Consider the following 26,902-nt stretch of genomic DNA (forward strand, 5'->3'; position numbering starts at 1 on the left):
CATGGACACACTGGTTTTCAACGACGTCACCAAAGTCTTTGCCCCCAAAAAGAAAAAATCGATCACGGCCGTGGACCGATTCTCCCTGACCGTCTCCCAAGGGGAGATGATCGTCCTTTTGGGCCCTTCCGGGTGCGGAAAAACCACCCTGCTGCGCATGATCGCAGGCCTTGATGCCCCCAGCGCAGGGGACCTCCTCCTCAACGGGGCCGACTTAAAAGCCCTTCCCGCCCACAAGCGCCCCGTGGCCATGGTATTCCAGAACTACGCCCTCTACCCCCACATGACGGCCCGGCAAAACCTCACCTACGCCCTGTCGGTCAAAAAAACGCCCAAAGAAGAGATCCGCAGGCGATTCACCGAGACCTGCGAGATCCTCAAACTGGATGCCGACCTCCTGGGCCGCAAACCTGAAACCCTCTCCGGAGGCCAGCGCCAGCGCGTGGCCTTAGGGCGCGCCATCATGCAGCGCCCCAAGGTCTTCCTGCTGGACGAGCCCTTTTCCAACCTGGACCAGAACCTGCGCATGCACCTGAGGATTCAGATCCGCAAGATCCAGAAGGCCCTGAACCTCACCGTGATCATGGTGACCCATGACCAGGGAGACGCCCTGGCCATGGGGGATCGCATCGTCCTCATGGACCGGGGCCGCATCGTCCAGGTGGCCCCGCCCAAAACGCTCTACGACCACCCCGAGACCCTCTTTGCCGCCACCTTCATGGGCTGGCCCCCCATGAACCGCATCCCCGGGCGCATCCAGGCCCATGGAAATGCGAGCCTCTTCATCCAGGACGACGGCCCCCTCCGCGTCCCCCTGTCCCGCCCCGTGGACGGAGACCGGGTGGTCCTGGGCATCCGCCCCGAACATGTCCGGGTGACAGCGGTCCCGGAGCCAAAAGACGCTCCGGGCCTGTGCGTCGACGAAGAGATGGTGGGCCTGGTCCGCTACGCCCACGCCCGTTGCGGCGCAGACCCCCTCACAGGCATCGCAGGTGAGGGAATCAGCCCCGGCAGCCCCGTATGCTTTGACCTGGCCCCGGACCATGCCCACCTCTTCGACCCGGAAACCGGACGGGTTCGCAAATGATCGGGGGCTCAATGGAACGATTCAGCGTGTGTGGGAACGACACCTTGCCCACGGAGTAGGGGCTGTGAGGTGTGCGCTTGCGCACCGCCGAAGGCTCGTAACGGTCATAGAACCCCATACACGGGTAAGCTCCACGCCGTATAGACATGATAAAAGATATCGATTTTTCGACCACATGGTGCGCAAGCACACCCTACAGGATGTCACCGAACACGCTCCGCCGGCAAGGTGAGCCGCCTCGAAAGCATCGTGCCATGGGTTGGATGGCGACACATGGACACGGGCGAAGCCCGTCAGGGAATGTGAAGGGCCTGAGGCACGAAGGCCAGGAGCACTCCCGAACCTGGGTTCCAAGGGCTCAGCCCTTGGGCGCCGGAGCCTCTTTTTCCCCTACCTTGCGATAAGGAGACCTACCGTAACAAGTCGCTCAGCTCCAGCTCGCCGCGAATCCCAAAGCGGGTCAGGGCAAAATCGTACCGGGTGGGGTCTTCGGGGCAGAGGCGGCCGAGGCGGGTTGTCACCTCCACGGCGGTTTTGAGGTCGGCGGCTTTGCGGGCGGTGAGCCCCAGGGCCAGGGAGATTTTATGCATGTGGGTGTCGATGGGAATGATGAGCTTGGCGGAAGGGAGGGCATCGTGCCAGCCCCCGGGGTCCACCTCATCGCACCGGACCATCCAGCGAAGAAAGAGGTTCGCCTTTTTGCAGGCGCTCTTGCCGTCGGGGTCGGAGAGGAGGTGGCCGGGCAGGTCCCGGCTTCCTTTGATTGTTTTTGCATAGGCGGACAGGGCGGGCAGGAGGGTCTTGTCCCGGGCGTCGTACCCGGAAAGGAAACACGCCTTCAAGGAGCCGTGGGAGAGGAGCGCTTCCCGGATGCCCACGAGAAGCGCCGCCATATGGGTGTCTTTGGTAAAACGGTGGACAAAGCCCTTCAAGGCCGCCTCGATCTCGGCAGGCTCCATAGAGAGAAGCCAGCCCCGGGGAGACGGCCCCATCAGCTCCAAAACCCTTCGCACGCTGATGAGGATCTGGGCCACGCGCCCGTAGGCTAGGCCCGAGGCCACCATGCCCGCCACCTCGCGGTCCAGGGGATCCTCGTAATCATACAGGGTCTCCAGGGGGTCAGGGCTTACGTATTCGCGCCGGTTCCAGCGATCGTGGAGCTCTTCCAGCCGGGCTTTCAGGGCTTTCTCTTTTTTATTCAACCAATCCGTCCTTCGTTTTTATCAATTTGCCTTCGTTTCAATGGCAAGCTGGATCATCGTAACCGTGGTTGCCAACCGTCACACCCATGGTGTGCACTCCGTGCACCATGGTTGAGCACCCAACAACCCTGGTTTTTGGGATGCGTTTTAAGGATCGTTACGCTTCGGTTCCGGTGCGTGGGACGCACCCTACGGGCCCCGGCGCTTCCAATGGTGGCGGCTTATGCGGTCAAAACCGGTTTTCTTCCTCGCCTGTGGAGCGCCGCACTCCTGTGCGGCTTTTTTCTCACCACTTGGTTCATAACTGGCCCGGTTACCATGACGGAGATTGCAAACCGTCACACCCGTAGGGCGCACTACGTTCACCACCATGGGGCCCGGCGTGGGTTACGCAATCGCATTCTCTCTTTAAAATGTTACAACGATCTCGTCGTAGGTTTTGCGCCATTTGGGAGGGGCGAGTTCTTTTCCGTCGTTGAAATAACCTACGGCCATGAGAAGGGGAATCCAGTAGTGGTCGGGGATGTTGAACTCTTTCATGACGCCCTCCCGGGAGAAGCCGTCCATGGGGTGGGTATGGAGGCCTTTACTCCGGGCGGCGAGCATCAGGGCCATGGCGAAAAAGCCGGTGTTCTTGGTGGCAAAGGCCACCTGGGACTCTTCGGAGGTGCCGTAGAGGTTGGTGCAGGCATTGGCAAACCAGTCCCGCCGGTCTTCGGTCATGGCCCCGGCTTTGATCATCTCCTGAAAATTCTTCTCGGCAAAGGGGGTGCCCGGGGCCCAGCCCCTGCGGTCGGCAAGGACGATGAGGGTCACCGGGGCTTCGCTCACCTTGGCCTGGCCCATGGCCTGCTTGCGAAGACGCATCTTCTCCTCTTCGTCCCGCAGGACCATGAGGCTCCAGGGCTGGAGGTTAAAGGACGACGGGGTGGTGGCGGCCATCTCCACGACCTCTCTCAACAAGGCATCCGGCACATCTTGGTTGGAATCAAAATGATTGACTGCGCGGCGGGTGGCAATAACGTCGGAAAAATCCATGGTTCCTCCTTGCGTGTTGAAGTGGTTCACAACCTTTCAGGTTTCACCTGTTGCCGGGACAACGTGCATCCGCCCTGTGCATGGAAACAACCCCACGGCAAGAGACGTGATGCAACAGCCGCCCCCTATTCCCTATTCCTCTATGATCTATGACCTTTTTTTCCTATGCCCTCTTTTTTTACCCCAATGCTTTAAAGGCTTTCTTACTCGCCCCGCACACCGGGCATCTCCAGTCCTCGGGCAGGTCGTCAAAAGAGGTTCCCTTGGCTATCTTGCCCTTTCTGTCTCCTTTATCGGGGTTGTAGATGCATCCGCAGTTTGCGATCTGGCACTGGTACATTTCGTGGGGCTGGCTCATGGTGTCTCCTTTCAGGTATCGCGGTCCGGGCCGTGACAGGCGGGGCCGATAGATTATGGTCAAAACATGCCGCACGGCAGGGCCGCCGGCGTATTCCTTGGTCTTCACAGTGACGACAATATATCAAAAAGCATGCCATCTTCGGGGCCAGGCCCAAAGCTGGCACTATCCTTCCGGAATTCCGCAACATATCAGGGCGTATTCAACGGCGCAGCATGGGACGTGACGCATCCCAGGGAAGATCATGAGATGATTCTGTCTCATGTACCTGTTCTCTTCGGGACAGTTTCGAAGCATTCCCCTTAGTCTCTGCCTGTAGAGCGTCCCTGTCAATGGTGCGTCAGCGGCCATCACGATTTTTCGCGACAGTGGTCTTCATCTTGCAATAACATTCCCAGGCGGTCCCGCCCCGCCAAGGTGGCCGGATCACATGTTTCGGGATCGACACGCATTCCCACGGGTTACCCTATCCCGGATATTTCACGAGTCGAGTGCACCCATATTCAAGGCATCAGAGCTGCAGATGTAGTTGTTTACCTCAAAGCTCTGATAACGCAGAAGATGGGTGCACTCGGCTCGCCCGAAGGGTGAGAAAATCAAACAGCAAACGTCGGTTTACATTTTGTATTTTCAGAATAGCTGACATTTCCATTGTAGCCATCCGAAATACTGGTGTTTTTTTGACTGATTGTTTTCTCATGAAATATCCGGGCTAACCGAACCTCCCTGTGGGAAACAACGTGCGTCCCGAGGCCATGATGAAGGTGTCCATGTTTTTTCCACCCTGGCAGCCCTTGCTTCTCCTGTGCCGAGCATCAACGCCCGTCGTCACCATGGGCCTCTTCTCACCCTGACTGTTCGAACCACGGAGAGCAAGGGGGACTGCCTTTCACCCATAGCCAAGGAAAACCTGCCATGAGCCTTGACGACCGCATCAAAGAAAAAGCAAAAGCCCGAGGCCCGGAGTATGTTCCGCGCACCCGCCACCTGAACCCCGACGGCACGGCAACCTATACGAACCGCCTCTTTCTTGAGGAGAGCCCCTACCTCTTGCAGCATGCCCACAACCCCGTCAACTGGTCTCCCTGGGGAGAAGAGGCCATGGCCCTGGCAAAGGAGACGAGCCGCCCGCTTTTCGTGAGCATCGGGTACGCCACCTGCCACTGGTGCCATGTGATGGAGGAAGAGTCCTTTGAGGACGTGGAGATCGCCGAATTCCTGAACACCCATTTCGTGCCGGTGAAGGTGGACAGGGAAGAACGGCCGGACATCGACGCCATATACATGGGCGCGGTGCAGGTACTCACCGGCGGGGGCGGCTGGCCCCTGAATGTCTTCTTGACCCCGGACGGCAAACCCTTTTACGGAGGCACCTATTTTCCGGCCCGGGACGGGGACAGACCGCCCCACCCCGGGATTTCTCACCGTCTTAAAGGGCCTTGCCGAGGTCTATGAAAGGGAGAGGGAAAAGGTGGACCTCTCCGCCAGCCAACTCACCCAGGCCATTGACCACCTGGGGGGCGGTCAGGAGAGCGGGACCCTGCCCGACAGAGCGTGGGTGGACAAGGCCGTGGCCCTGTTTTCCCAAAGCTACGACCCCAGCTTCGGCGGCACCAGGGGTGCTCCCAAGTTTCCTGCCACCCTGCCCGTGCAGCTCCTTTTGCGCGCCCACCAGCGCACAGGCATCGGTGCGTACCGCCACATGGCGGAGCACACCCTCACAGCCATGGCCGACGGAGGCATCCACGACCAGGCAGGGGGCGGGTTCCATCGCTACAGCACCGACCCCAAGTGGCTGGTCCCCCACTTTGAAAAAATGCTCTACGACAACGCTCTTCTGGCCTCTGCCTACGTGGAAGGGTTCCTGGCCACGGAAAATCCGCGTTTTAAAACCGTGGCCGAAGCCACCCTGGCCTACCTTTTGCGGGAGATGGAAGATCCGGCAGGGGGATTCTACTCGGCCACGGACGCCGACTCCCTCACGCCGGACGGCCACAAAGAAGAGGGATACTTCTTTACCTGGAGCAAGGCCGAACTCGACGCGGCCCTGCCCGGGGATTCCTGGGCAGCGGTTCTGGACCACTTCAGCCTCACCGGGGTACCCCACTTCGAGGGGCGCTACATTCCCCACATCCGAAGGGACGTAAAGGAAACCGCAAAAAAACACGGCCTGGACGTGGCAGAGCTTGAAGCTCTTTTGGACAACGCCCGGGAGATCCTGCGCCAAGCCCGAACAGCAAGGCAAGCGCCCCTTACCGACAAAAAGATCATCGCCGCATGGAACGGGCTGGCCATCTCGGCCTTTGCCCGTGCCGGACGCGCCTTTGGCAACCAGACGTACCTGGCCGCAGCCATGCGCACCGCGGATTTCATCCTGACCTGCCTCACCCGAAACGGCAGGCTCCACCGAAGCCGCCTGGAAGACCTGGGCCCCTTGGGATTCTTAGAGGACTACACCTTTGTCATTGCAGGCCTCATCGACCTTTTCGAAGCCACGGGCGACGCCTCCTGGCTCACCCGCGCCCTTCACCTCCAGACCGAAACCCACCGTCTCTTTGCCTCGGAAAAAGGGGGGTACTACATGACCGGCAGCGACGGCGAGACCCTTATCACCCGGGAAAAACCCGGCACAGACGGGGCCATCCCCTCGGGAAACAGCGTGGCCGCCATGAACCTGTTCAGGCTCTACGCCCTCACAGGTGACACGGCCCTGCTCACCCAGGGCCTGGGAACGGTTTCAGCCTTCCTTGCCCCGGACCGTTCTCCGGCCCCCTATGCCACCCTGGTGTCGGCCCTGGACTTTCACCTGGCAGGCCCCAAGGCCCTGCTCCTTATCCTGCCGGAGACACCGTCGCCCAAAGAGACCGAGGCCGTGAGTACCCTTTCATCTTTGTACGCCCCCTATGCCGTCACAGCGCCCTTGCGGGAGGGAGAACAGGCAAAAACCATGGAGGCACACCTGCCTGCGGTCAAGGACAAAGCCGCACAGGATGGCGAACCCACCCTCTATCCGTGCAAAGAAGGTACATGCGGCCTCCCGGTGTCGGATCCGGGGATATTCGGGCAGGTGGTTTTGGAAAGCTGAGCACCGTGGGAGAGGCTGTTTCAAGGAGCGTTGCCCTGCGGTTTCGGTGCGTGGGACGCACCCTACGGGCCACGGGGCTTCCAATGGAGCTGGTTCAGCCCTTCTGCTTCGCCGGGCGAAGGCATGAGAATGGTGAGATGGATCGCTCAGGTGACGGCACGTAGGGTGCACTCTGAGCACCATGACCGGGTACCCTGTGGCCGAGGCAGCACGCCCATGCGGACTTTTCCCCCGCTTTTGAGGACAGGCCGGGCATCGTGGCAGTGGCGGCTTCAAGGAGCGTTGCCCTGCGGTTTCGGTGCGTGGGACGCACCCTACGGGCCACGGGGCTTCCAATGGAGCTGGTTCATCCCTTCTGCTTCGCCGGGCGAAGGCATGGGGCTGGTGGAGATGGATCGCTCAGGTGACGGCACGGTGGGTGCACTCTGTGCACCAAGGTCGGGTAGCGCCCCCTCTTAAATGCCCCAAGACGCCACCAATTTTTCTCTATTATCCATCAGCAGGTAAATATAGGAGAGTTCGAGGTTGATCATCTCGGCGTCGTCTTTGCGGAGCCACTCCGAGAGCCAGGCAAAGCGCAGGGCCATGACACACTCGGGAAGAAGGTTCCAGCTTGCTGCATCGGCAAAATCAGCCTGGCGAAGGGTTCGGGTCAGGGTAGGGACCAGGCCGTGAAGGAGGGCGTCGGGGGTCTCCATGCCGCAGCAGCCGACCATGTTGGCCACATCGTAGAGCAGGGGTTTGTGACCGAAGAACTCCCAGTCGATGACCGCTTCGATGTCCTTCTCCTTCCAGAGGATGTTGACGCCGTGGACATCCCCGTGGGCCAAGGCCGTGGCAAGGCCCGGCCAGTGGGGGTAAAGATGGTCGGTGAGGTATCGGACGGCTTCGTCAAGGGCGCCTTCCACCTTGGGCCTTCGGGCCCGGATGGTGGAGGTCAAGATGTCGATGTACCCGGGCAGGTCAAAGGACGCCCCCGGAAAGGAGGGGGCAAGGGGAGCGGATGCGGTGCGCAGATCTGTCAGGAACCCGGCGAGAGCCTTGCCCCGCCATGCCTCTTGTGTGTACGCGGGCCGATCCAGGGGCAGGCCCTGCACAAAGGGCGTCAGCTGCCAGAGATTTCCTGTCTGGGAGGATAAAAAATCACCGGCCTGGGTGGCACGGGGCGCCGCCACCGGGAGCCCGGCTTGGGCCAGGGCGCTCATAAACCGGGCCATCTCACGTTTTCTCGGTGCCGTGGCCGGATCAATGCGCTCCAAGAGAAAACGGGCGCCGCCCGCCCCCTGCACCACCCAGCGCCCCAGGGAGCGCTCCGGGCTCCCGGCAGGATCCTGTTCATTGCAGACCGTCGCGCCCTCAATACCCCAGGCCCGGGCGGCCTGCTTCATTACTGTCTCGTCCATGGTTTCTCGTCTCGCTTTTAAATCACTGTTCCGTTGAGGGGCAAAGCCAGCCTCTGGGGCTTCGCCCCTTCACATGTGCATACGGGCTGTACCCGCAACATGCCGTCCCACAACCGCACCCCTGCAGCCACCCAAACCAAAAGACCGCATGCGGCGTTCGCAGACGGTCTTTATCCGGCCATGGGAGTGTGGGTTGGCCTTTTGAATATACGGGAGGCTACTCAGCGGGCTCGGTTGGCGCAGGCATGGCACGTCCGGCCATCTCGCGGTCCATCATGAGCAGGGCCGATGGGTTGTCCCCCACGAGACGGAGCCGCTGGAGAACCTGCTCGACGCTCTCTTCTTCTTCCACCTGCTCGGTGACAAACCACTGAAGGAAAATCCCGGTGGCGTGGTCCGAGGCGTCCCGGGCAATGTCCACAAGGGCGTTGATGGACCCGGTGACAAAAACCTCGTGCTCCAGGGTCTCTTCAAACAGGGCCAGGGGAGACTCCCAGGCTGCCTTGGGTGCTTCCACGGCGCTTAAGCGAACCGTGCCGCCCCGTTGCTGGATGTAATCGTAAAACTTCTGGGAGTGGGTCAGTTCTTCCACGCCCTGGGCGTACATCCAGTGGCTGAAACCGGTCAAATTCCGGCTGCCCAGCCATGCCGACATGGAAAAGTAGAGATACGCGGAAAAGATCTCTCGGTTCAACTGAAGGTTCAGTGCGTCTTCAACCTCTGATTTCAACATGGTTACCCCCTTGTCCAGTGGCCGTGAAGGTTGCAGTATGCCCTGGCCACCACAGGTCCTGTGATCCCTGCAAAAAACGCCTCGGGCTTCTCTCCGGGCAGGAGGTGCTTTCGCAGGATGGTTGCTCCCTGGGTCACCTCGATCCAGGGAATCCAGTGTTCTTCTGTCATGGGATGGGCTGTCTCGCCTACGGAAACGCAAATGCCACCGTCTACCTCGACCACGACAGGCACATGCTTCTCCCGGGAGGCGTCCCGGGTATTCTCTTCCAAAAGGGTCATGGCCTGCCCGCAGCACCTTACCGTGGGCCCGCCAGCCTGAATAATTTCAACGATATTGCCGCAGTGTTCGCATGCGTAGAGTTGATTGCGCCTCATCATGGTGGGTCTCCTTTTCCGTTTCCGATTCTGTATCCGCCGCAAGGATATGATCATGCCGGGGCCAAGCCCCTTTCCTTAACCTGTTGCCCAGGAAAACATTTCAATAAGCATGCCACACGGCATTGTCGGCACAAAAAAGAGACAACACACTGATTTCATGACAAGGTGATCGAGCCCAGGATTCGTTACGGCTCGAAAGCAAAACAGAGACGATACGGGCCATGAGACACCCGACGCAAAAAGTGTCTCACGGAAAAACCACCTCAAAAGGCAGTGTCCAGGGCCCCCACAATGGTATTCATGTGTTTTTTCTCCCCCTCGCTGATCTCCAGGAAAAGGGATTTCAAGGCGGGATCGCCGGCGTATCGGTAGAGGTCGTAGGCGGTGAACTCAATGTCCAGGGCCAGCTCATAGATGGCAAGGTCCATAGGGACCATGGTGCTCTCCAGGCGAAGCAGGGCACCTTCAAGGGGCATGCCCCCTTCGAGGATTTCGCCCTTCAGGCCATCGAAAACATCCTCAAACCGTGGCGGAATATCCTCCCGGCGTTGCCAGGCATCGTAAAGTGCCCTGGCATGGGCCAGCTCTGCCTGGCAAAGGGACTCGATGGTCCGGGTCAGGGCGGTGCCGGGGTACGCATCAAGGATATGCCGATAGATGTTCCATGCGCCCTTTTCAAGATCCATGGCCGCCATGAGGGTTTGCTGCATGCCCTCCTCGAGGACCAAAAGCCTTACCCGGGGAAAGTCCGTGACGGTATGTCCCTGCCAGGCAAGAATACCGCCTTCCAGGTTGAAAATGCTTTGGTGCCGCGGCATCTTCTCCACGGCCATGTGAGCCGCCACCCGCGACCGCGCCCCGCTCCGGCAGGCAAAGATAATGTCCCGGTGTTCGGGAAGGTCTTTAAGACGGGTCTCCAGCTGCCCCAGGGGAAGGAGCCTGGCGCCGGGGATGTGGGCCTGCTCGTACTCCTGGGGCTCCCGCACGTCCAATAGGAGGTACTCGCTCTCCTCATGCTCGCTCATATACGCTTTGACGGACTCAGGGGTTGCATCAACAACACGGTTTTCGCTCATGGGACCTCCGAAGGGCTCAATGGTGGGAAAGGATTACTCCGCTTTTTTAAGAGATATCGAGGTTGAGGGGTCAACGGATGCTTCACCCGGCATGCTTTCCGGTAATGTATCAAAAAATCGCCAGGTTGCACCAGAGATAATCCGTGCCCCTTTTTTGTTGGTAAGGTACGAGAGACACCACTTCAGAAAAATGGAGAGGCGGTTGTTGAACCCGGAAATAAAATAAATATGCACCAGGAGCCAGGTCACCCAGGCCATAAACCCCTGGAGCCGGAAAAACCCGAAATCCACGATGGCCCGGCTGCGGCCGATGGTGGCCATCTGGCCTTTGTCCACGTAGTCGAAGGGCTCCATGGCCTCACCGGCCTGGTCCCGAAGGATGTTTTCGGCAATGCACTGCCCCTGCTGAATGGCCACGGGCGAAAGGCAGGGAAGGACCTTGCCCGAAGAATCGGTAAAGGCGGCCTGGTCCCCGGCCACAAACACGTCCTTACGGCCGGGAATATTGAGGCAGGCATCCACCACAATGCGCCCCTGCACGCCGGTCTCCACCCCGAGGCCCCGGTTGAGGTCCGTTGCAGTGATCCCGGCAGCCCAGAGCACGGTCATGGTCTCGATTTTTTCCGACCCCACCTCAATGGAGGTCTCCCGGATCTCGCTTACGGGACTCTGGGTCCAAACCTGGACCCCTAAGTTTTCGAGGTCACGGGTGGCGCGACTGCTCTGTTTTTTGGGAAAGGAGGCGAGGATGCGGTCTCCGGCCTCCACCAGGATAATACGGGTGAGTTTGGGGTCGATGTTGCGAAAATCACGCCCCAGGGTGTAACGGGTCATCTCCCCGATGGCTCCGGCAAGCTCCACGCCGGTGGGGCCTCCGCCCACCACCACAAAGGTCAGGGCGCGACGCCGCACGGCTTCGTCTTCGGCCCGCTCAGCCACCTCAAAGGCACTCAGGATGCGCCGCCGGATCTCCAGGGCCTGCTCCAGAGTTTTTAAGCCCGGTGCGTGGGGTTCCCAGGATTCCTTGCCGAAGTAGCAGTGGCGGACCCCGCAGGCCAGGATCAGGTGATCGTAGGACAATCGCCCGAAATCGGTCATCACGGTGCGCCCGTCAAAATCCACCCCGGCGACCTCTCCCTGGAGTACCTTGATGTTTTTGAACTCCGATAGAATGCTCCGAATGGGCATGGCAATATCGGACTGACTGAGCCCAGCCGTTGCCACCTGGTACAACAGGGGTTGAAACAGATGGTGGTTGGCCTTGTCGATGAGCGTAACCTGAATTCCCTCTTTGTTGCCCAGGAGCTTGGCGGCCTTGAGACCGGCAAAGCCTCCGCCGACAATAATCACCTTTTTCGTCATAATCGCAGATTCCCGTTTTTGAGATACATAACTGTTGATCGCTGTGTGCGTGCTTCAGGAGACAGACGCCAAAAAGAAAAAAAGTGGGGCAAACCGGGCTTTTTGCAAGCCGTGATGCCCCACCTTATCAGATTCACTTTTTCTTATACAGGTTCAGCCCCCGATCATGCCGGGGAGCCCCTTTCACCTGGCCTTTTTCAGTGAACATTGAGCTGATCTTTCAGCCAGCTTTTGATGTTCGGGTCCAGTTCATAAATGCCGCGATGGTTGTTGATGGACTTCATAAATGCTTTCTCCAGCTTGGGGGGCATGCGGAACACGGCAAGCTCCTCCATATCGAACCCTTTGCGGTGTACCAGGGTGATCACCGGATACTCGCCCCAGGTGTTGATGGCAAAATAGGTGGACTCATCCTCGCTTCCACGGCCCCGCTGCTCGTCGCAATACCAGCCGGCGCCCCACTCGAGATGACGCCCCACCGCTGCGGCGGGGTTGATGTTCCAGTCCACGCTGTTGAGCAGGGAGAGGTCATTTTTAAGCTCTTCCAATCGTTTCATTCGGCGCCTCCTGTGTCGTGGCGTTCATCCCATGCCCATCCGGCCCGAAGTTCCTGTGCCTTGCCCTCCGGAGCCGATGGCCCCATGAAGCTCTTCATTACCGTCCAGGCTGTCCATTGCAAGGCGTGGCACCCGCCATCCTTGCCCGTTGACAAGATACATTACAAGAGCCGTGCCAAAATCGCATAAAAGAGATACAAGGCCGTTTTCACAGGACATTCCAAAACAAGACGTGTGTTAGGTTGCCATTAACACATCGTCGATACACCTGTGTATCAGGTAGGGAATAGGGAATAGGGAATAGGGAATAGGGAATAGGGAATAGGGAATAGGGAATAGGGAATAGGGAATAGGGAATAGGGAATAGGGAATAGGGAATAGGGAATAGGGAATAGGGAATAGGGAATGAAAACACGGGAATCGCCATCTTACAAGACTTTTACAGCTTTTTTGTGGACTTGAGTTCGCTTTTCCGGAACGTTTTGAATGGCCGTTGCCCCTCGGTTCCGGTGCGTGGAACGCACCCGACAGGCTGCGGGGCTTCCAGTGGTTCTGGTGTGTTCGGTACGCGCCGAAGGGTGAGACATCACTGCCATTCTGATTTGGCTTTCTTCCCACCCCGGGTATTCAAATCAATTCGGGTAAAAACGATCCCGGTCGTTAGGCGACGGCCCGTAGGGTGCACTCTGTGCACCATGGACGGATCCCCGGAAGGAAGCGGTTTCCGGCACGTTTTGAAGGACCGTTGCCTCTCGGTTTCGGTGCGTGGGACGCACCCTACAGGCTGCGGGGGCTTCCAGTGGTCTGGAGCCTTCGGATCGTAGCCCGTCAGGGGTGAGAAACGATTTGCCTCAGGGCCCTCACGCAGCGGGTGATGTGGCCGTGGGGGCCTTTGTCCAGAAAGGAGTCCAGGGGCTCGTCGAAGAAAGGGAACGGGGCGCTGCCGTCGCAGGCAAGGGCGGTGAGGCGGTCTGCTTCGGCGCCGAAAATGCGTCCAAGCTCCGGTAAATCCGTCTCCCTTATCCCGGCCTCCAGGCGGGCTTCCATGCACCGGAAAAAAAGGCGGCGGCCCTGGGGGATCTCCATCTGGGACGACATGGCACTCCAGCGGGCGGCCCCTTCCCGGTCACCGGCCCGGAGGCTGCACAGGGCGATCATCTCCGCCACCCGGGCATCTGCCCAGGCGCTACCCGGCGTCACCTCCACGCCCACGAGTTCGCACACCAGGGCTTCGGGCCCCCGCCCTCTTCCAGAAGGTCGGCGAGGCGTTCCGCCTCGTCCTGCACCAGGGATTGAAGCCGGATCAGGCCATGGCGCACCTCGGCCTGCCTGCTGCGGTTTTCCCAGAGCAGGTCCTCCACGGGATAAATCTCGGACATCCCCGGCACCACCATACGGCAACAGGGCATGCCCAGATGGGTGGTCACCCAATTGTAGATCTCAAAACCCTCGTCATGGATCCGCGACACCAGAAGGTCGTACTCACGGCCCCTGCCGCCGCCAGTGGAGTCCTCCAGGCCCCAGGGGGCAAAGGAAAAATCCGGGGTCTGTTTGAAAAAATCCCAGTGGAGCACGCCCGCAGAGTCCACAAAATGCTCCTCTATATTGGTGGGAGATGCCACCAGCTCCGCATCAAAGCTCGGAGCGGCAAAGCCCTTGATCTCGCTGCGTCCCTGGAGCATCTCGGTGAAGGTACGCTCCAGGGCCACACCGAACAGGGGATGGGCACCGAAGGCTGCAAACACGCCGCCGTCCTCGGGGTTCACCGCGGCAATACAGATCACGGGCCAGCGCCCCCCCAGGGAGGCATCCCGGGCATAAATCACAAGGCCCCGGGCTTCCAGTTCTGCCAGGGCGGCCTGCACCACCGGATACCTGCCCAGCACCTCCCGGGGGATATCCGGCAAGGCAAGGCCCTCTGCAATAATGCGGGCTTTCACATAGCGTTCCACCACCTCAGAAAGGGCCTGGACCTTGGCTTCGAGAAGGGTGTTGCCCGCGGACATTCCGTTGGAGACATACAGGTTTTCCAGCACCGCCACGGGAAAGAGCACCGGAGCACCGCTCTCCTTTTCAAAGGGAAGACAGCACACCCCGCGAGCACCACCGGTGTTGAAATCCATGAAATGGCGTGCGCCCAGCTCTTCCTCCGGGTCGTAAAAATCCCAGAGCTCAGGGGAAAGCGCATCTTGCTTCAGGGTCTCCATGTCCGCAGAGAGCCACACCTCCCCGGGGCCATGAAAAAAACCGCCGTTCGCAGGCGGCTCAGGCAGGTAAAGATCCGAGAGCAGGTACCCGGTGCTCAGGCGCTCAAAAAGCTCTCCGTACGCGCTGGCAAGGGCCGCCCCTTCGGAGCTCCCTTTTCCGTTGGTATACAGGTTCGGGCAATCCGAAAGGCGCAGGTTCACGGACCACGCTCCGTCCACAGGGTGAAGCCAGGCACGCTCCTCAACGGCAATCCCCAGGTCCAGGAGCTTTGCCCGCATCATATCAATGGACACCTCAAAGCCGGCGTCCTTGCCCAGGGGCAATGTCATTGTCTCGTGTTTCATATCTCTGTCTCGTCCCATAAATAACCGGCTCCCTCCGGAACCACCACATTGCGCCACATTCCCCTTCAGCCCTTCCCCTTCAGCCTTTCCCCCTTAGCCTTTTAGCCCTTATCCCCTACCCACTATTCCCCACCCCTGCCGAATAATCTCCACTCCCCATCCCCTCTCACCTATGCCCTATCACCTGTCTTACCTGCTCACCCTCACCCAATACCAGACGCTCACCACGATGAACCAGACGGCCAGGCATTCGAAAAAAAGAAAGATCAGGTAATACCAGAGGCGGGTCACCAGGCCCAGGGGAAAGAGGATCCCGGCGGCCACCACGATGAGGCAGAACAGGGAATAGAAGGTGTAATAGTAGCCCTCGTCGATGACAAGGCCCGTTGCAAAAAAAAGAGAGAGGTTGGCCACCACCAGAAGGGCGTTGAGGTGGGACAAACCCGTCCAGTAGATGACGGCGTGCCGGGCAAAGGTGTCCGACAGGTGGCGATAGAGCGGCATGTCCCGGTCTCCCATTTTTTTTGCAGGTATGGTAATTTAATGAACGACGCGGCCCACTGGGGTTTACCACCTGAAAAGAGCTCCGTATCACGGCCCTCACCGCAGGCCCGGCGTCCCACGGAGCCGTCTCAATACGGCCCACCCGCCTGCCGATCACGGGCACCCGACCCCTGTCACGAAACAAAAGCGTCCCACCAGAGCAAAAAAACGCTCCATTTCATGATTATAGTCAAGCCTTCAGGGGCCATTCAAGAAAAATACCGCCGAATTACGTCTTCTGGCACTGCCTTTGCTTTCACCATTTTTAACGAACGCGCTTTGGCCGCAGCCCCTCTTCAGGGGACAACACCACAACGCATCAACCAAAGGAGCCTGCCGCATGAACCGCCACATGAAACTCATCGTTGTTCTTATCATCGCCATCCTGGTCGTGCTCTTTTTCGCCTTCGATGTCGGAGAGCTGCTTACCCTGTCGTCCCTGAAGGCAAAGCAGGCTGAGTTCGGGGCCTTTTACAAGGAACACGCCCTCTTCACCCTCACCGTCTACTTTCTCATCTACGTGGCGGTGGCCGCCCTCTCCCTTCCGGGCGCGGCCGTGATGACCCTGGCGGGCGGGGCCCTGTTCGGCTTTCTCACCGGCCTTGTGGCTGTCTCTTTTGCCAGCACCATCGGTGCCACCCTGGCCTTTCTCGTCTCCCGGTTTCTCTTGAGGGACCTGGTGCAGACCAAATTCGGCGACCGCCTGGGAGCCATCAACGAAGGGATGAAAAAAGACGGGGCCTTCTACCTGTTTACCCTGCGCCTGGTGCCCATCTTTCCCTTCTTTGTCATCAACCTCGTCATGGGCCTGACCCCCATCCGCACCCTCACCTTTTACTGGGTTAGCCAGCTCGGCATGCTGGCGGGCACCATGGTCTACGTTAACGCCGGAACCCAGCTCGCCCGCATCGACTCGTTGTCCGGGATCCTCTCGCCGGGGCTGCTCTTCTCCTTTGCCCTGTTGGGCATCTTTCCCCTGGCGGCACGGAAAATCATCGATGCCGTCAAGGCCAGGCGGGTCTTCAAGGCCTACGACAAACCCAAGCGCTTTGACTACAACCTCGTGGTCATCGGCGCTGGGTCGGCGGGCCTGGTTTCGGCCTACATCGCGGCGGCGGTCAAGGCGAAGGTGGCCCTTGTGGAACGGCACAAAATGGGCGGGGACTGCCTCAATACCGGCTGTGTGCCCAGCAAGGCCCTGATCCGATCATCCAAGATGCTTGCCTACACAAGGCGAGCCAAGGAGTTCGGATTCAAGGAAGCCAACGTTGATTTTGATTTTGCCGAGGTCATGGAGCGGGTCCACACCATTATCTCCAAGGTGGAACCCCACGACTCCATCGAGCGCTACACCAAACTCGGGGTGGAGTGCGTCCAGGGCGCTGCCGAGATCATCTCTCCCTTTGAGGTGCAGGTGAACGGCCGGGTGCTCACCACCAAGAGCATCATCATCGCCACGGGTGCCAGGCCCTTTGTGCCCCCCATCAAGGGCATGGACCTCATCACCCCCCTGACCAGCGACACGGTCTGGGGCCTCACCGAACTTCCCAAGCGTCTTGTGGTCCTTGGGGGCGGCCCCATCGGCTGCGAGCTGGCCCAGTGCTTTGCCCGCTTTGGCTCCGACGTCACCCAGGTGGAGATGGCGCCAAAGCTCATGGGCCGTGAAGACCCCGAGGTGGCAGAGATGATTGCCCGTAAATTCCGGCGCGAAGGGATCCAGGTCCTCACCGGCCACGCGGCCACGGAAATCCGGGTGGAGGATGGCGAGAAGACCCTGGTCTGTGACGCCGGAGGGCAGGCCGTAACCGTTCCCTTTGACGAAATCATCGTGGCCGTGGGGCGGAAACCCAACACCGAAGGGTTTGGCATGGAAAAGCTGGGCATTACCCTTGATCCCAGGGGGACCGTGGAGACCGATCCCTTCCTGGCCACCTCCGTGCCCAACATCTTCTGCGCCGGGGACGTGGCAGGGCCCTATCAATTCACCCACACGGCCTCCCACCAGGCCTGGTACGCCTCGGTAAACGCCCTCTTCGGGTTTATCAAGCGATTCAAGGCCGACTACAGCGTGATCCCCTGGTGCACCTACACCGACCCGGAGGTGGCCCGGGTGGGCCTGTCCGAGACCGAGGCACAGGAGAAGAACATCCCCCACGAGGTGACAGTATACGAAATCGGCGAAGTGGACCGGGCCATTGCGGACTCCGAGGACCATGGCTTTGTCAAGGTGATCACCGCCAGAGGAAACGACCGCATCCTGGGGGCCACCATCGTGGGCCACCACGCAGGAGACATCATTGCCGAATTTGTGCTGGCCATGCGCCACAAGCTCGGGCTCAACAAGATCCTGGGCACCATCCACATCTACCCAACCCTCTCTGAGATGGTCAAAGGCACGGCCGGCACCTGGAAGAACGCCCATAAACCGGAGAAGGTCCTCAACACCTTACAGAAAATCCACGCATGGAGGCGCGCATGATGAGCCATCACACACACACCAGACGACCCGTTCACCCGATCCGGCACCACACGCCCAAGTCCCTGGCCCAGGCAAGGCCCGGCCCTTCACCGGCCCTTGCCCTCTGGGCGGTCCTCCTGACGGCCCTGGTCTTTGTCCTGGTGACAAGCGCCCGGGCCGAGACGTACGACCACGCCCCCTTTGACAACCTCCTGGCAGCCCACGTCCGCGGCGGCGGCATCGACTACGACGGCCTGGCAGACGAGGAAGACAAATTGGACGCCTACCTGGCCCCGGCAGCCTCCTACAGCGCGGAGGGCCTCTCCCGGGACGAGGCCATGGCCTTCTGGATCAATATGTACAATGCCTGGACCCTGAAGCTCATCCTCACCAAATACCCGGAGATCGAATCCATCAAGGATCTGGGCTCGGTCTTCTCTTCTCCCTGGAAAAAAGAATTCGTCAAGATCGGAGGCAAGACCCTCACCTTGAATGAGATCGAACACGCCATCTTGAGGGAAAAGTACCAGGACCCCCGGATCCACTTTGCCGTCAACTGCGCTTCCAGGAGTTGCCCCCCGCTGCTGCCGGAGGCCTACCTGGGCGATACCCTGGACGCCCAGCTTGACGCGGCCACCATCGATTTTATCAACAACAGCGCCAACACCCGGGTTGAGGGAAACCGGCTCGTCGTCAGCCGAATATTCAAATGGTACAAAGATGACTTCGGAGACGACATTGCCGCTTACATCGGCCGATATGCCGAAGGCCCCCTCAAAGCGGCCATGGCCCAGGCACAAGGGGACTTAAAGGTATCCTTCATGGCATACGACTGGTCCCTGAACGTACCGGATGCCTGAAAACGCAACATCACCATAACATTACAGAGATAAGCAAGATGATGAAACACACTGAGGTGACCCATGAACCTCGATAAATCGATAGTAAAAACCTTTGCCGCCACCCTGGCAATCTCATGGAATTTCTGTCACGGACCTCGCACGTAGTAGGCAACAGAAACCCAAAAGGCCACCTTCGCCGGCGGCTGCTTCTGGTGCATGGAGCACCCCTTTGAGTCCCTGGACGGCGTGCTCTCCGTGGTCTCCGGATACATCGGAGGCCACAAGGAGGCCCCCACTTACAAAGAGGTCTCCGCAGGGAGCACCGGCCACGCCGAGGCCGTAGAAATCACCTACGCCCCGGGTAAAATATCCTACGAAGAGCTCCTTGAGGTCTTCTGGAGACAGGTGGACCCCACCGACGGCGGCGGCCAGTTTGTAGACAGGGGCAGCCAGTACCGCACCGGCATCTTCTACCACGACGATGCCCAGAAACAAGCGGCCCTGGCTTCAAAAGAGGCCCTGAGCAAGAGAAGAATCTTCGGGAAACCCATTGTCACGGAGATCACCCGCGCCACCACCTTCTATCCGGCCGAGGAGTACCACCAGGACTACTACAAGGAGAACCCCATCCGGTATAAGTTCTACCGAAGCCGCTCCGGAAGGGATGCGTTCCTTGAAAAACACTGGACCGAAGACGGAAAAGGCATCAAGCAGACCACCTGGACAGAGGAAGAGCTCAAAGAGAGGCTCACTCCCCTGCAGTACAAGGTGACCCGCAAAAACGGCACGGAGCGTCCCTTTGACAACGCATACTGGGACAACAAGCAGGAGGGCATCTATGTGGACATCATCAGCGGCGCCCCCCTGTTCAGCTCCACCGACAAATTCGTCTCCGGCACCGGGTGGCCCAGCTTCACCCGCCCCTTGAAAGCCGCCGACATCGACGAAGTGGAGGACACCTCCTTTTTCATGAAACGGGTGGAGGTCCGCAGTGGTCACAGCGACTCCCACCTGGGCCATGTCTTCACCGACGGACCGGCCCCCACGGGCCTTCGCTACTGCATCAACTCCGCGGCCCTGCGGTTCGTCCCTAAAAAGGACCTGAAAAAAGAGGGCTACGAGCATTACCTGCCCCTCTTTGAATAACTCCCAAACCTTTGCCTCCGGCAACCCTGCCGGAGGCTCTCCCCATAAAATAGGCTGCATGCCGTCAGCCCGTGGGGTGCGTTCCACGCACCAAACCGAAGCGTAGCAGCCCCCGAAAGCAAATCAGAAACCATCGTTCTCCATGTACCGGCCAACCATGGTGGACAGAGTGCACCCTGCGGGTCGTCGCTCAGCGACCGATATCGCTATGCTCCCGGCTTCAACGAAATTCCGGGATAAAAAAAGCCGCACCGGAGTGCGGCGCTCCATAGTGATGCGTCACCATTTGCGGTATGGCGCAAATCGACTTACCCCCTGGCCTGGGGCATGGCTTTGAGGATCGGCTCGTGGCCGTGTTCCGAAGGGGTTATCTCGCCTGGGAGAGAGGTTTCGTGGAACCTGCCGAACACCCAGAAGGTGGCCAGGGCGAACAGGGCCGCAAAGGTGCCGATGGCTGCGCTCCAGAGGGGAGGGGCCACCAGGGCAATGAGGATCAGGACCGTCACCACGGCAAAACCGGAATTGCGAAAGGCCACCCGGTAATTGTGCCCGTGGCGCAGGGAGAGCAGCACAATGAGGATGTTGCTCAGGACAAGCAGGGTATAGACGGTCTCAAAGGCAGGCGGGGTGGGAACGCCCGAAAAATAGCCCATAAGGCTGCGCAGGGCGATGAGGTGAAACGCCGCCAGCAGGGCCAGTGCAATGCACTTCTTGGCAGCGATGAAGCTCTGCCGGTCCTCCTCATGCTCGGAAAGGGTCGAGCTTGTCTTGATCCTGTAATAGAGGGAGAGAAGAGCGAACACCACCAGGGCTCCGGTGACCGCGGCGGCAATGCCGGGCAATCCGCCCCGCAGGGATTCCCAGGAGAGGGGGTTGTGATGGGAGATCTCCTTGAAGACGTTTCGCAACAAGATCAGGGAGAGAATCTCCAGCTGACGCCCCACCGAGGTGCTCACCGAGTGGACCATGCTGAAGACAAGGCCCATGACCTCGATGATGAGAAGCAGGGTCAGGGCGATGCCGATGGAAGCCAGATGATTTTTCGGAACCAGGTGGGCCAGGGCTTCGGGGAGCTCCAGGACGCGTCCCAGCTCCACGCTCATGAGGCAGACCAGAAAGGTTCCCACCAGAAGGCTTCCGGCCAGGCGATGACCCGAAGGCCCCTCCCAGCAGGTTTCCAGGGTATCATACAGGCTCAGGACAGGTCGAATAAGGGACATGGCTTTTTTCTCCGCAGAATCATTGTTACCGAGTCGTAAACATCAAACCACAATCCTTGCACAGTTGCACATCCCGCGCCAGCCCCTTGATAAAAAGAAGAAAAACACGCCCCCCACCTCTATCCCTTTAGCCTTTCCCCTTTAGCCCCTTAGCCCTTTTACCTTTCAACCTTTCAATCTTTCCCCTTCCCCCTTTTAGCCCTTTAACCTTTCGCCTTTTCTCCCTGTCCCCCCCTCCCCTGGGCCACCCCTGTCTCATTTTCAACCTGAGACACACATTTTCCCCTGTATTTTCAAACTATTTTTATATTTCGCCCGCCACACCTGCCGTATCACCGTGTCGGAGTGCCACGGCGAGGGGGCAGGGCGGCGATACGGATGTGCGGCCCCCATTGGCTGAGCCCTCGAGCCCAAATCGCAGCATCTCTTCATATTCAATAAGTTATGCTTCATACGCCCAGAAAAATTCACCTCCACCGCATTTTTTATTTCACTTTGGCACAGCACTCGCATACTACCCAGACACAACGCGACGCTGCCAAGCTCGCATGAATGATGCAAACAAAACCAAAACGATCTGAAATCAACTTTTGACCATTGGATCTCGAATTCTTGAAGGAGAAATGAACCATGTCCAAGTATGTATGCACTGTCTGCGGTTATGTCCACGAAGGTGAAAACGCTCCCGAAAAATGCCCCCAGTGCGCAGCCCCCGCCGCCAAGTTCAAGGCACAGGCCGAAGGTCCCCTGGCCTGGGCCGACGAGCACGTCATCGGTGTGGCCGAAGGCGTAGACCCTGAAATCGTTGAAGGCCTCCGCGCCAACTTCACCGGCGAATGCACCGAAATCGGCATGTACCTGGCCATGAGCCGCCAGGCCGACCGTGAAGGCTACCCCGAAGTGGCCGAAGCCTACAAGCGCATCGCCTTTGAAGAAGCTGAGCACGCTGCCAAGTTTGCCGAGCTACTGGGCGAAGTGGTCACCGGCGACACCAAGACCAACCTCACCATGCGCGTAGAGGCAGAGCACGGCGCCTGTCAGGGCAAAAAAGACCTGGCCACCCGCGCCAAGCAGCTCAACCTCGACGCCATCCACGACACCGTCCATGAGATGTGCAAAGACGAAGCACGCCACGGCCAGGCCTTTGCAGGCCTGCTGAAGCGCTACTTCGATTAACGATCCCTGTTCCTTTCCTCTCCCAGACCCGGAACAGAAAAAGGGCCTGCGGCTTCCCCGGCCGCAGGCCCAACCATCTTTTGAACTATTTCGAATTACGTGATATAGTCCCGAAAGTTTTACGCAATACCGTTTTAACCCTATGGAGGTTTATCCATGAAGCGTGTCCCGACTGTCGAGCTTTCCGACTGCGTCCTCTGCGAATTATGCACCGACCTCTGCCCCGAGGTCTTTGTTATCAACACCAACGATTACGTGCAGGTGACGGACCTGGACACCTACCCCCAGGCAGAGGTTGATGACGTCATCAAGAACTGCCCTGCGGACTGCATCACGTGGGAAGAACAACCCTGACGGAGGCACCCCATGGCTCTTTCCGTTGTTGATCTGTACCGTGATATCCTGCCCAAAACAAACTGCGGGGAGTGCGGCCACCCCACCTGCATCGCCTTTGCGGGCCAGGTGGTTGCAGATGGTCTCTCCCTTTCCGAATGCCCCTACCTCTCCGCCGAAACCGTGGAGCGCTGCACCGTTGAGCTCAAGGAACAATACGCCATAGGCAAGTGGGTCCGAAGAGACATGGCCGAAGACGCCCTGGCCTGGGCAAGGGAGCGCGCCTCAAACATGGACCCCGCCACCTTTCCTGCCCGGCTCGGCGGCAAGCTGACCATGGAGGAAGGGGGACCGGTGTTTCATCTCCCCTATTTTTCCGACACCCTCCGTATCCGTGAGTTGACCATCGCCACCCGAACAGACCTTCCCCTCACCCGCTGGGAGCAGGTCTTCATCCTCAACCACCTCGCCCAGGGCGGCACGACATCCCCCACGGGAAAATGGAAAGGATTCATTGAACTCCCCAACACCACCTCCAAAATCAAGAACATGGTGGACAGCGTGGAAGTCCCCATTTCCAGAGCGTTTTCCGACAACCTCCTCCTGCTGAGGGAGAGGGCCCTGGACTTAGGGGGCATCGTGGAGACCGAACATGCCGGTTCAGCAGACATCGCCTTTCGCTTCTTTGCCTTTCCCAAGGTCCCGGTCATTCTCCTCTTCTGGGATGCCGACATGGACGAGGGCTTTGAAGCCAAGGCAAAACTCATGTTCGACGAAACCGTCACCGACCATCTGGACATCGAATCCATCGTTTTTCTGGGAGAAGAACTTGCCGGGAGGCTGGTGGAATCAAAGCCAAAAGAACTATAGCCCCATTTTTCTTTCATTAAAAAAAGTTGTGCATTGACTTCATTTAGAGTAAACGCAATACGGTGGAATTTGAGGATTCTTCAAGCCACCCGTACTCTTTTCATGAAGCAATGGAGAACACCATGCTCGACTACACCATTCGCCCCGAACTCGCCCTGATTCTTATCTGGAACCGGGGCGAGACCACCCCTGAGGAGACCATCGAACAACTGGACATCATGCGAGGGGATCCAAACTACTCCCATGGGTTCGACACCCTCACCGACATCACGGACCTGACAACAGACTTTACCCGGCAGGAGATCGTCCAGATGGCACGATACTCCGAAAATCTCCCGCGCCCCCAAGCCGCAGAATCCACCAAAAACGCCATTGTCGCCCCTGCGGACCGCACCTTCGGCACCAGCCGCATGTTCGAGCAGCTGACCAACGGGTTCGTCCCCTTCAAGGTGGGCGTGTTCAGGGACTGGGCCTCTGCCCTCACATGGCTCGGGAAAGACCCCGGGGCCATGAACCATCTCCTGAACATCGGCTGCCCCCTTCCTTAAGCAAAATACCTCCAACCGACAAACTCTCCTCATTTCGCCGCGCCCGGGCCCCCCATCAATTTTTGTTTGCATTTCTCGCCGTTCCGGGCATAGAAATCTAAGACAGATTCCTGATGATGACCTTTGCCGTCGCGTCTTTCTCCATCACTGATTTTACCCGGAGGTTTGTGCCATGTCCGTCTTCGATCTCATCGATGTCCCCGCCCTTCTTGACTCCACCAACCAGTGCATCCAGTGCGAGGCCTGCCTGGAGGTATGCTGCACCTCCGACACCGCGGACGGCCCTGCCATGAACCCCATGGAGCGCCTCACCGTCATAAACCGGAGCCTCAAAGGCTATGCGCCCCTGCCCGACGAGGTGAAGGCCCTTTATTACTGCACCGAATGCGGACGGTGCGACACGGTGTGCCCCCAGGAGATTCCCATCTCCCAGACCATTGCCGACGGAAAGGTGATGATGGTCAAAAAAGGATTCGGCCCATTGGCCAAACACGAAAAAATGATCGCGGGCCTCCTTAAAAACCGCAACGCCGTGGGCAAACCCGCAGAAGAACGCCTGGACTGGGTTCCCGAGCACCTCAAGGATAAAGTCCAATTCGAAGACGCCGAAGGGGACACTCTCCTGTACGTGGGCTGCCTCTCCTCTTACATGGACAAGGCAACAGCCGCCGCCTCCCTGACGATCCTCCTGGCCGCAGGAGAAAACGTAAAACTCCTGCGGGATGAATACTGCTGCGGCATCTACCCGTACAACGCAGGGAAATGGGACGAGGCAAAAATTATCTTCACGGAGATGGCCGAGACCTTCAGGAAATCCGGGATCAAACGCATCATCGTGCCCTGTGCGGGCTGCCACCGCGCCTTCTCCAGCTACTACCCGAGGCTTTTGGAGGATTTTGACATCAAGGTCCTGCACATCGCCGAAGTGATCAAAGAGCTCCTGGACGCTGGCCGCCTCACCCTGGCCCCGAAGACCCAAAACGTCACCGTCCACGACGCCTGCAAAATGGGTCGAAAATACGGTCTCTACGACATCCCCCGCGAGCTCCTGGCCGCCTGCGGCGCTACCCTCACGGAGCTTCCCGAAAACCGGGATCAGGCACTCTGCTGCGGCTCCGGTGCCGGAGTGCGCTCCCTTGACGCTCCCCTCTCCATGAAGATCGCAGGCAAGGTCCTGAACACGGCCGAGGCAGACACCCTGGTCTCCACCTGCCCCTTCTGCATCTTCAACATGAACTACACCTCCCGCAAAACAGAGGCCGGCAAAAAAGCCGTGCATATCGCAACCCTGGTCCAATCGGCCATGGTCCAATAGAGAAAAAACGATGACGGGCCCCTTACGGGGGCTCGTCTCCGCCCTGCTGTGCCCATGACTGGCCCTGCACGTCAAAACTGTGCCCACACCAAATCCCGGAAATTGTGTCTTTTCTCCCGAAGCGTCCCGCAGTATGGTGACAGGCTCACACCTAACCCGGATATTTCACGAGTCGAGTGCACCCATATTCAAGGCATCAAAGCTGCAGATGTAGTGGTTTACCTCAAAGCTCTGAGAACGCAGAAGATGGGTGAGAAAAACAAACAGCAAACGCTAATTTACATTTTGAGTTTTAAAAATAGCTGATATTTTCATTGTAGCCTTTTGAAATTATAGCATCTTTATTTTAGCTGGTTGTTTTCCCATGAAATATCCGGGCCAACGATGGAGGAGAAAACCATGGGCCCTGTCATCTGGTTCCCCGGCCATGAAAAGCAGCTGGGCACCATCGCCAGCGCAACAAACTGCAGCCTCTTCGACGAGAACGGCAAACGGTACACAGACCTGGAGTCCGGTGTGTGGTGCACCTCGGTGGGACACGCCCACCCGCGAATACCTCGGGGTCATGGCCGAACAGGCCGCTCGCCTTGCCCACACGGGCTTCAGCTATTCAACCCGGGTGGTGGAAGCAGCCGCCGAAGAGATTCTTGCCCTCCACGGATTTGAAGGCGGGGCCTGCACCTTCCTCTGCTCGGGCAGCGAAGCCGTGGAGTACGGGGTCAGGGCGGCAAGGCAACTTTCGGAGCGCCCCCTCTTTCTCACCATGGCCGACTCTTACTTCGGCGCCTATGGCTCGGCCAGTACCCGGAGCACGGACCATTGGACCCACGTTGACTGGTCCGGGTGCGACACCTGCCCCCATGCCGGTCCCTGCGGCAGCACGTGCCCGACCTGGAAAAAAATCCCCTTTGGCCGCATCGGAGCCTTTCTCTTCGAACCCGGCAGCTCCTCGGGGTTTGTCCGCTTTCCCCCGGAAAAGCTCATCAACGGTATTGCCCGAACCGTCCGCCAGAACGGTGGGCTGCTCATCGTCAACGAAGTCACCACCGGCATCGGCCGCACAGGCCGCTGGTTCGGCTACCAGCACTACGATGTGACGCCGGATATCGTGGCCATGGGCAAGGGCATCGGAAACGGCTACCCGGTCAGCGTCGCCGCCTTTTCAGGCACCGTCACGAAACGGCTGAACGCCACCCCCGTCCCCTACGCCCAATCCCACCAGAACGACCCCCTGGGGGCCGCCATCGCACGTGAGGTGATCCGCATCATCCATGACGACAACCTCATTCGACGAAGTTCCGAGCTTTCGACACTCCTTACCCAGGAGTTACTGGCCATGCGGAAAAAACGCCGTCTCCAGGCCTTCCGGGCCAGGGGTCTCATGGTCGCCATGGATATCGAGGATCTCCCCGGCGCCCCTGTAACCGACAGAATCCACCGCCGCCTCCTGGATGAGGGCTATGTCGTGGGCCGCAGGCCCGGCACCAACACCCTGCGCATCGACCCAAGCCTTACCATCGAAAAGAAGGACCTCCGGGGATTTCTCACAACCTTTAACGCCCTGCTCGCCGCAGAAGAGACGGATCATGCCTGACACACCCCGAACACCTTTACGCAC

General features: G+C 59.0%; 25 protein-coding genes. 12 read left to right on the forward strand and 13 right to left on the reverse strand.

Annotation, left to right across the window (positions count from 1 at the left end; all coding sequences use genetic code 11):
* The first annotated feature begins 1 nt into the window (after position 1).
* Complete coding sequence (locus ACOYW1_RS22725; RefSeq protein ID WP_482419863.1) at positions 2-1,087, forward strand: ABC transporter ATP-binding protein; 1,086 nt, start codon at positions 2-4, stop codon at positions 1,085-1,087.
* Between the two features lie 410 nt (positions 1,088-1,497).
* Here the strand turns inward: ACOYW1_RS22725 and ACOYW1_RS22730 are convergent, their stop codons facing one another.
* The 3 genes from ACOYW1_RS22730 to ACOYW1_RS22740 all read right to left on the reverse strand — a co-directional run bounded on the left by ACOYW1_RS22730 (position 1,498) and on the right by ACOYW1_RS22740 (position 3,685).
* Positions 1,498-2,289, reverse strand: coding sequence for a TIGR02757 family protein (locus tag ACOYW1_RS22730; RefSeq protein ID WP_482419864.1), 792 nt, complete (start codon positions 2,287-2,289; stop codon positions 1,498-1,500).
* Between the two features lie 408 nt (positions 2,290-2,697).
* Positions 2,698-3,327: a nitroreductase family protein gene (locus tag ACOYW1_RS22735; RefSeq protein WP_482419865.1), complete on the reverse strand. Its 630-nt coding sequence runs from the start codon at positions 3,325-3,327 to the stop codon at positions 2,698-2,700.
* A 178-nt stretch (positions 3,328-3,505) separates the two neighbouring features.
* Complete coding sequence (locus ACOYW1_RS22740) at positions 3,506-3,685, reverse strand: rubredoxin (protein ID WP_482417920.1); 180 nt, start codon at positions 3,683-3,685, stop codon at positions 3,506-3,508.
* A gap of 915 nt (positions 3,686-4,600) precedes the next feature.
* Between ACOYW1_RS22740 and ACOYW1_RS22745 the strand changes: the two genes are divergently transcribed.
* The gene (locus ACOYW1_RS22745; RefSeq protein WP_482419866.1) at positions 4,601-5,140 is read left to right on the forward strand and encodes a DUF255 domain-containing protein; all 540 of its coding nucleotides are present in this window, start codon (positions 4,601-4,603) and stop codon (positions 5,138-5,140) included.
* Positions 5,141-5,156: 16 nt separating this feature from the next.
* The gene (locus tag ACOYW1_RS22750; RefSeq protein ID WP_482419867.1) at positions 5,157-6,770 is read left to right on the forward strand and encodes a thioredoxin domain-containing protein; all 1,614 of its coding nucleotides are present in this window, start codon (positions 5,157-5,159) and stop codon (positions 6,768-6,770) included.
* A gap of 455 nt (positions 6,771-7,225) precedes the next feature.
* On the opposite strand, the gene ACOYW1_RS22755 is transcribed toward ACOYW1_RS22750, so the two are convergent.
* The 9 genes from ACOYW1_RS22755 to ACOYW1_RS22795 form a co-directional block, all read right to left on the reverse strand.
* Positions 7,226-8,173 carry a phosphotransferase enzyme family protein gene (locus ACOYW1_RS22755; RefSeq protein WP_482419868.1) on the reverse strand — a complete coding sequence of 316 codons (948 nt, stop codon included), beginning with the start codon at positions 8,171-8,173 and terminating at the stop codon, positions 7,226-7,228.
* A 217-nt stretch (positions 8,174-8,390) separates the two neighbouring features.
* On the reverse strand, positions 8,391-8,906 hold the full coding sequence (locus tag ACOYW1_RS22760; protein WP_482417923.1) for a ferritin: 516 nt from the start codon (positions 8,904-8,906) through the stop codon (positions 8,391-8,393).
* A gap of 2 nt (positions 8,907-8,908) precedes the next feature.
* On the reverse strand, positions 8,909-9,286 hold the full coding sequence (locus tag ACOYW1_RS22765) for a desulfoferrodoxin (RefSeq protein ID WP_482419869.1): 378 nt from the start codon (positions 9,284-9,286) through the stop codon (positions 8,909-8,911).
* Between the two features lie 263 nt (positions 9,287-9,549).
* Positions 9,550-10,362 (reverse strand): rhodanese-like domain-containing protein, encoded by an 813-nt coding sequence (locus tag ACOYW1_RS22770; RefSeq protein WP_482419870.1) that lies wholly within the window; start codon positions 10,360-10,362, stop codon positions 9,550-9,552.
* 33 nt (positions 10,363-10,395) lie between these two features.
* The gene (locus ACOYW1_RS22775) at positions 10,396-11,724 is read right to left on the reverse strand and encodes an NAD(P)/FAD-dependent oxidoreductase (RefSeq protein ID WP_482419871.1); all 1,329 of its coding nucleotides are present in this window, start codon (positions 11,722-11,724) and stop codon (positions 10,396-10,398) included.
* 197 nt (positions 11,725-11,921) lie between these two features.
* The gene (locus ACOYW1_RS22780; protein WP_180147170.1) at positions 11,922-12,281 is read right to left on the reverse strand and encodes a DVU0772 family protein; all 360 of its coding nucleotides are present in this window, start codon (positions 12,279-12,281) and stop codon (positions 11,922-11,924) included.
* Between the two features lie 828 nt (positions 12,282-13,109).
* A complete protein-coding gene (locus tag ACOYW1_RS22785; RefSeq protein ID WP_482419872.1) occupies positions 13,110-13,505 on the reverse strand; it encodes a hypothetical protein in 396 nt (131 codons plus the stop codon).
* Positions 13,478-14,833, reverse strand: coding sequence for a YcaO-like family protein (locus ACOYW1_RS22790; protein ID WP_482419873.1), 1,356 nt, complete (start codon positions 14,831-14,833; stop codon positions 13,478-13,480). The genes ACOYW1_RS22785 and ACOYW1_RS22790 overlap by 28 nt, the downstream gene beginning before the upstream one ends.
* Positions 14,834-15,022: 189 nt before the next feature.
* Complete coding sequence (locus tag ACOYW1_RS22795; RefSeq protein WP_482419874.1) at positions 15,023-15,337, reverse strand: hypothetical protein; 315 nt, start codon at positions 15,335-15,337, stop codon at positions 15,023-15,025.
* A 379-nt stretch (positions 15,338-15,716) separates the two neighbouring features.
* Here ACOYW1_RS22795 and lpdA point away from each other — a divergent pair, with 379 nt between their 5' ends.
* The 3 genes from lpdA to msrB all read left to right on the forward strand — a co-directional run bounded on the left by lpdA (position 15,717) and on the right by msrB (position 19,822).
* Positions 15,717-17,855, forward strand: coding sequence for a dihydrolipoyl dehydrogenase (gene lpdA / locus ACOYW1_RS22800; RefSeq protein WP_482419875.1), 2,139 nt, complete (start codon positions 15,717-15,719; stop codon positions 17,853-17,855).
* On the forward strand, positions 17,852-18,694 hold the full coding sequence (locus ACOYW1_RS22805) for a DUF547 domain-containing protein (RefSeq protein WP_482419876.1): 843 nt from the start codon (positions 17,852-17,854) through the stop codon (positions 18,692-18,694). Before lpdA ends, ACOYW1_RS22805 begins: the two co-directional genes overlap by 4 nt.
* 198 nt (positions 18,695-18,892) lie before the next feature.
* Positions 18,893-19,822 carry a peptide-methionine (R)-S-oxide reductase MsrB gene (msrB, locus tag ACOYW1_RS22810; protein ID WP_482419877.1) on the forward strand — a complete coding sequence of 310 codons (930 nt, stop codon included), beginning with the start codon at positions 18,893-18,895 and terminating at the stop codon, positions 19,820-19,822.
* A gap of 308 nt (positions 19,823-20,130) precedes the next feature.
* Here the strand turns inward: msrB and ACOYW1_RS22815 are convergent, their stop codons facing one another.
* Positions 20,131-21,042 (reverse strand): hypothetical protein, encoded by a 912-nt coding sequence (locus ACOYW1_RS22815; protein ID WP_482419878.1) that lies wholly within the window; start codon positions 21,040-21,042, stop codon positions 20,131-20,133.
* 630 nt (positions 21,043-21,672) lie between these two features.
* Here ACOYW1_RS22815 and ACOYW1_RS22820 point away from each other — a divergent pair.
* From ACOYW1_RS22820 to ACOYW1_RS22845, 6 genes are all read left to right on the forward strand, one after another.
* Positions 21,673-22,218, forward strand: coding sequence for an NADH peroxidase (locus ACOYW1_RS22820; protein WP_180142998.1), 546 nt, complete (start codon positions 21,673-21,675; stop codon positions 22,216-22,218).
* A 156-nt stretch (positions 22,219-22,374) separates the two neighbouring features.
* Positions 22,375-22,572 carry a ferredoxin gene (locus ACOYW1_RS22825; RefSeq protein WP_180142996.1) on the forward strand — a complete coding sequence of 66 codons (198 nt, stop codon included), beginning with the start codon at positions 22,375-22,377 and terminating at the stop codon, positions 22,570-22,572.
* A gap of 12 nt (positions 22,573-22,584) precedes the next feature.
* Positions 22,585-23,421, forward strand: coding sequence for a DUF3786 domain-containing protein (locus tag ACOYW1_RS22830; RefSeq protein WP_482419879.1), 837 nt, complete (start codon positions 22,585-22,587; stop codon positions 23,419-23,421).
* Positions 23,422-23,543: 122 nt separating this feature from the next.
* Positions 23,544-23,969 (forward strand): hypothetical protein, encoded by a 426-nt coding sequence (locus ACOYW1_RS22835; protein ID WP_482417934.1) that lies wholly within the window; start codon positions 23,544-23,546, stop codon positions 23,967-23,969.
* Between the two features lie 172 nt (positions 23,970-24,141).
* Positions 24,142-25,284: a (Fe-S)-binding protein gene (locus tag ACOYW1_RS22840; RefSeq protein ID WP_482419880.1), complete on the forward strand. Its 1,143-nt coding sequence runs from the start codon at positions 24,142-24,144 to the stop codon at positions 25,282-25,284.
* 514 nt (positions 25,285-25,798) lie between these two features.
* Positions 25,799-26,878 (forward strand): aminotransferase class III-fold pyridoxal phosphate-dependent enzyme, encoded by a 1,080-nt coding sequence (locus tag ACOYW1_RS22845; protein ID WP_482419881.1) that lies wholly within the window; start codon positions 25,799-25,801, stop codon positions 26,876-26,878.
* Positions 26,879-26,902: the final 24 nt, after the last annotated feature.

Source organism: Desulfoluna sp. CYM3A (genome assembly GCF_056829965.1).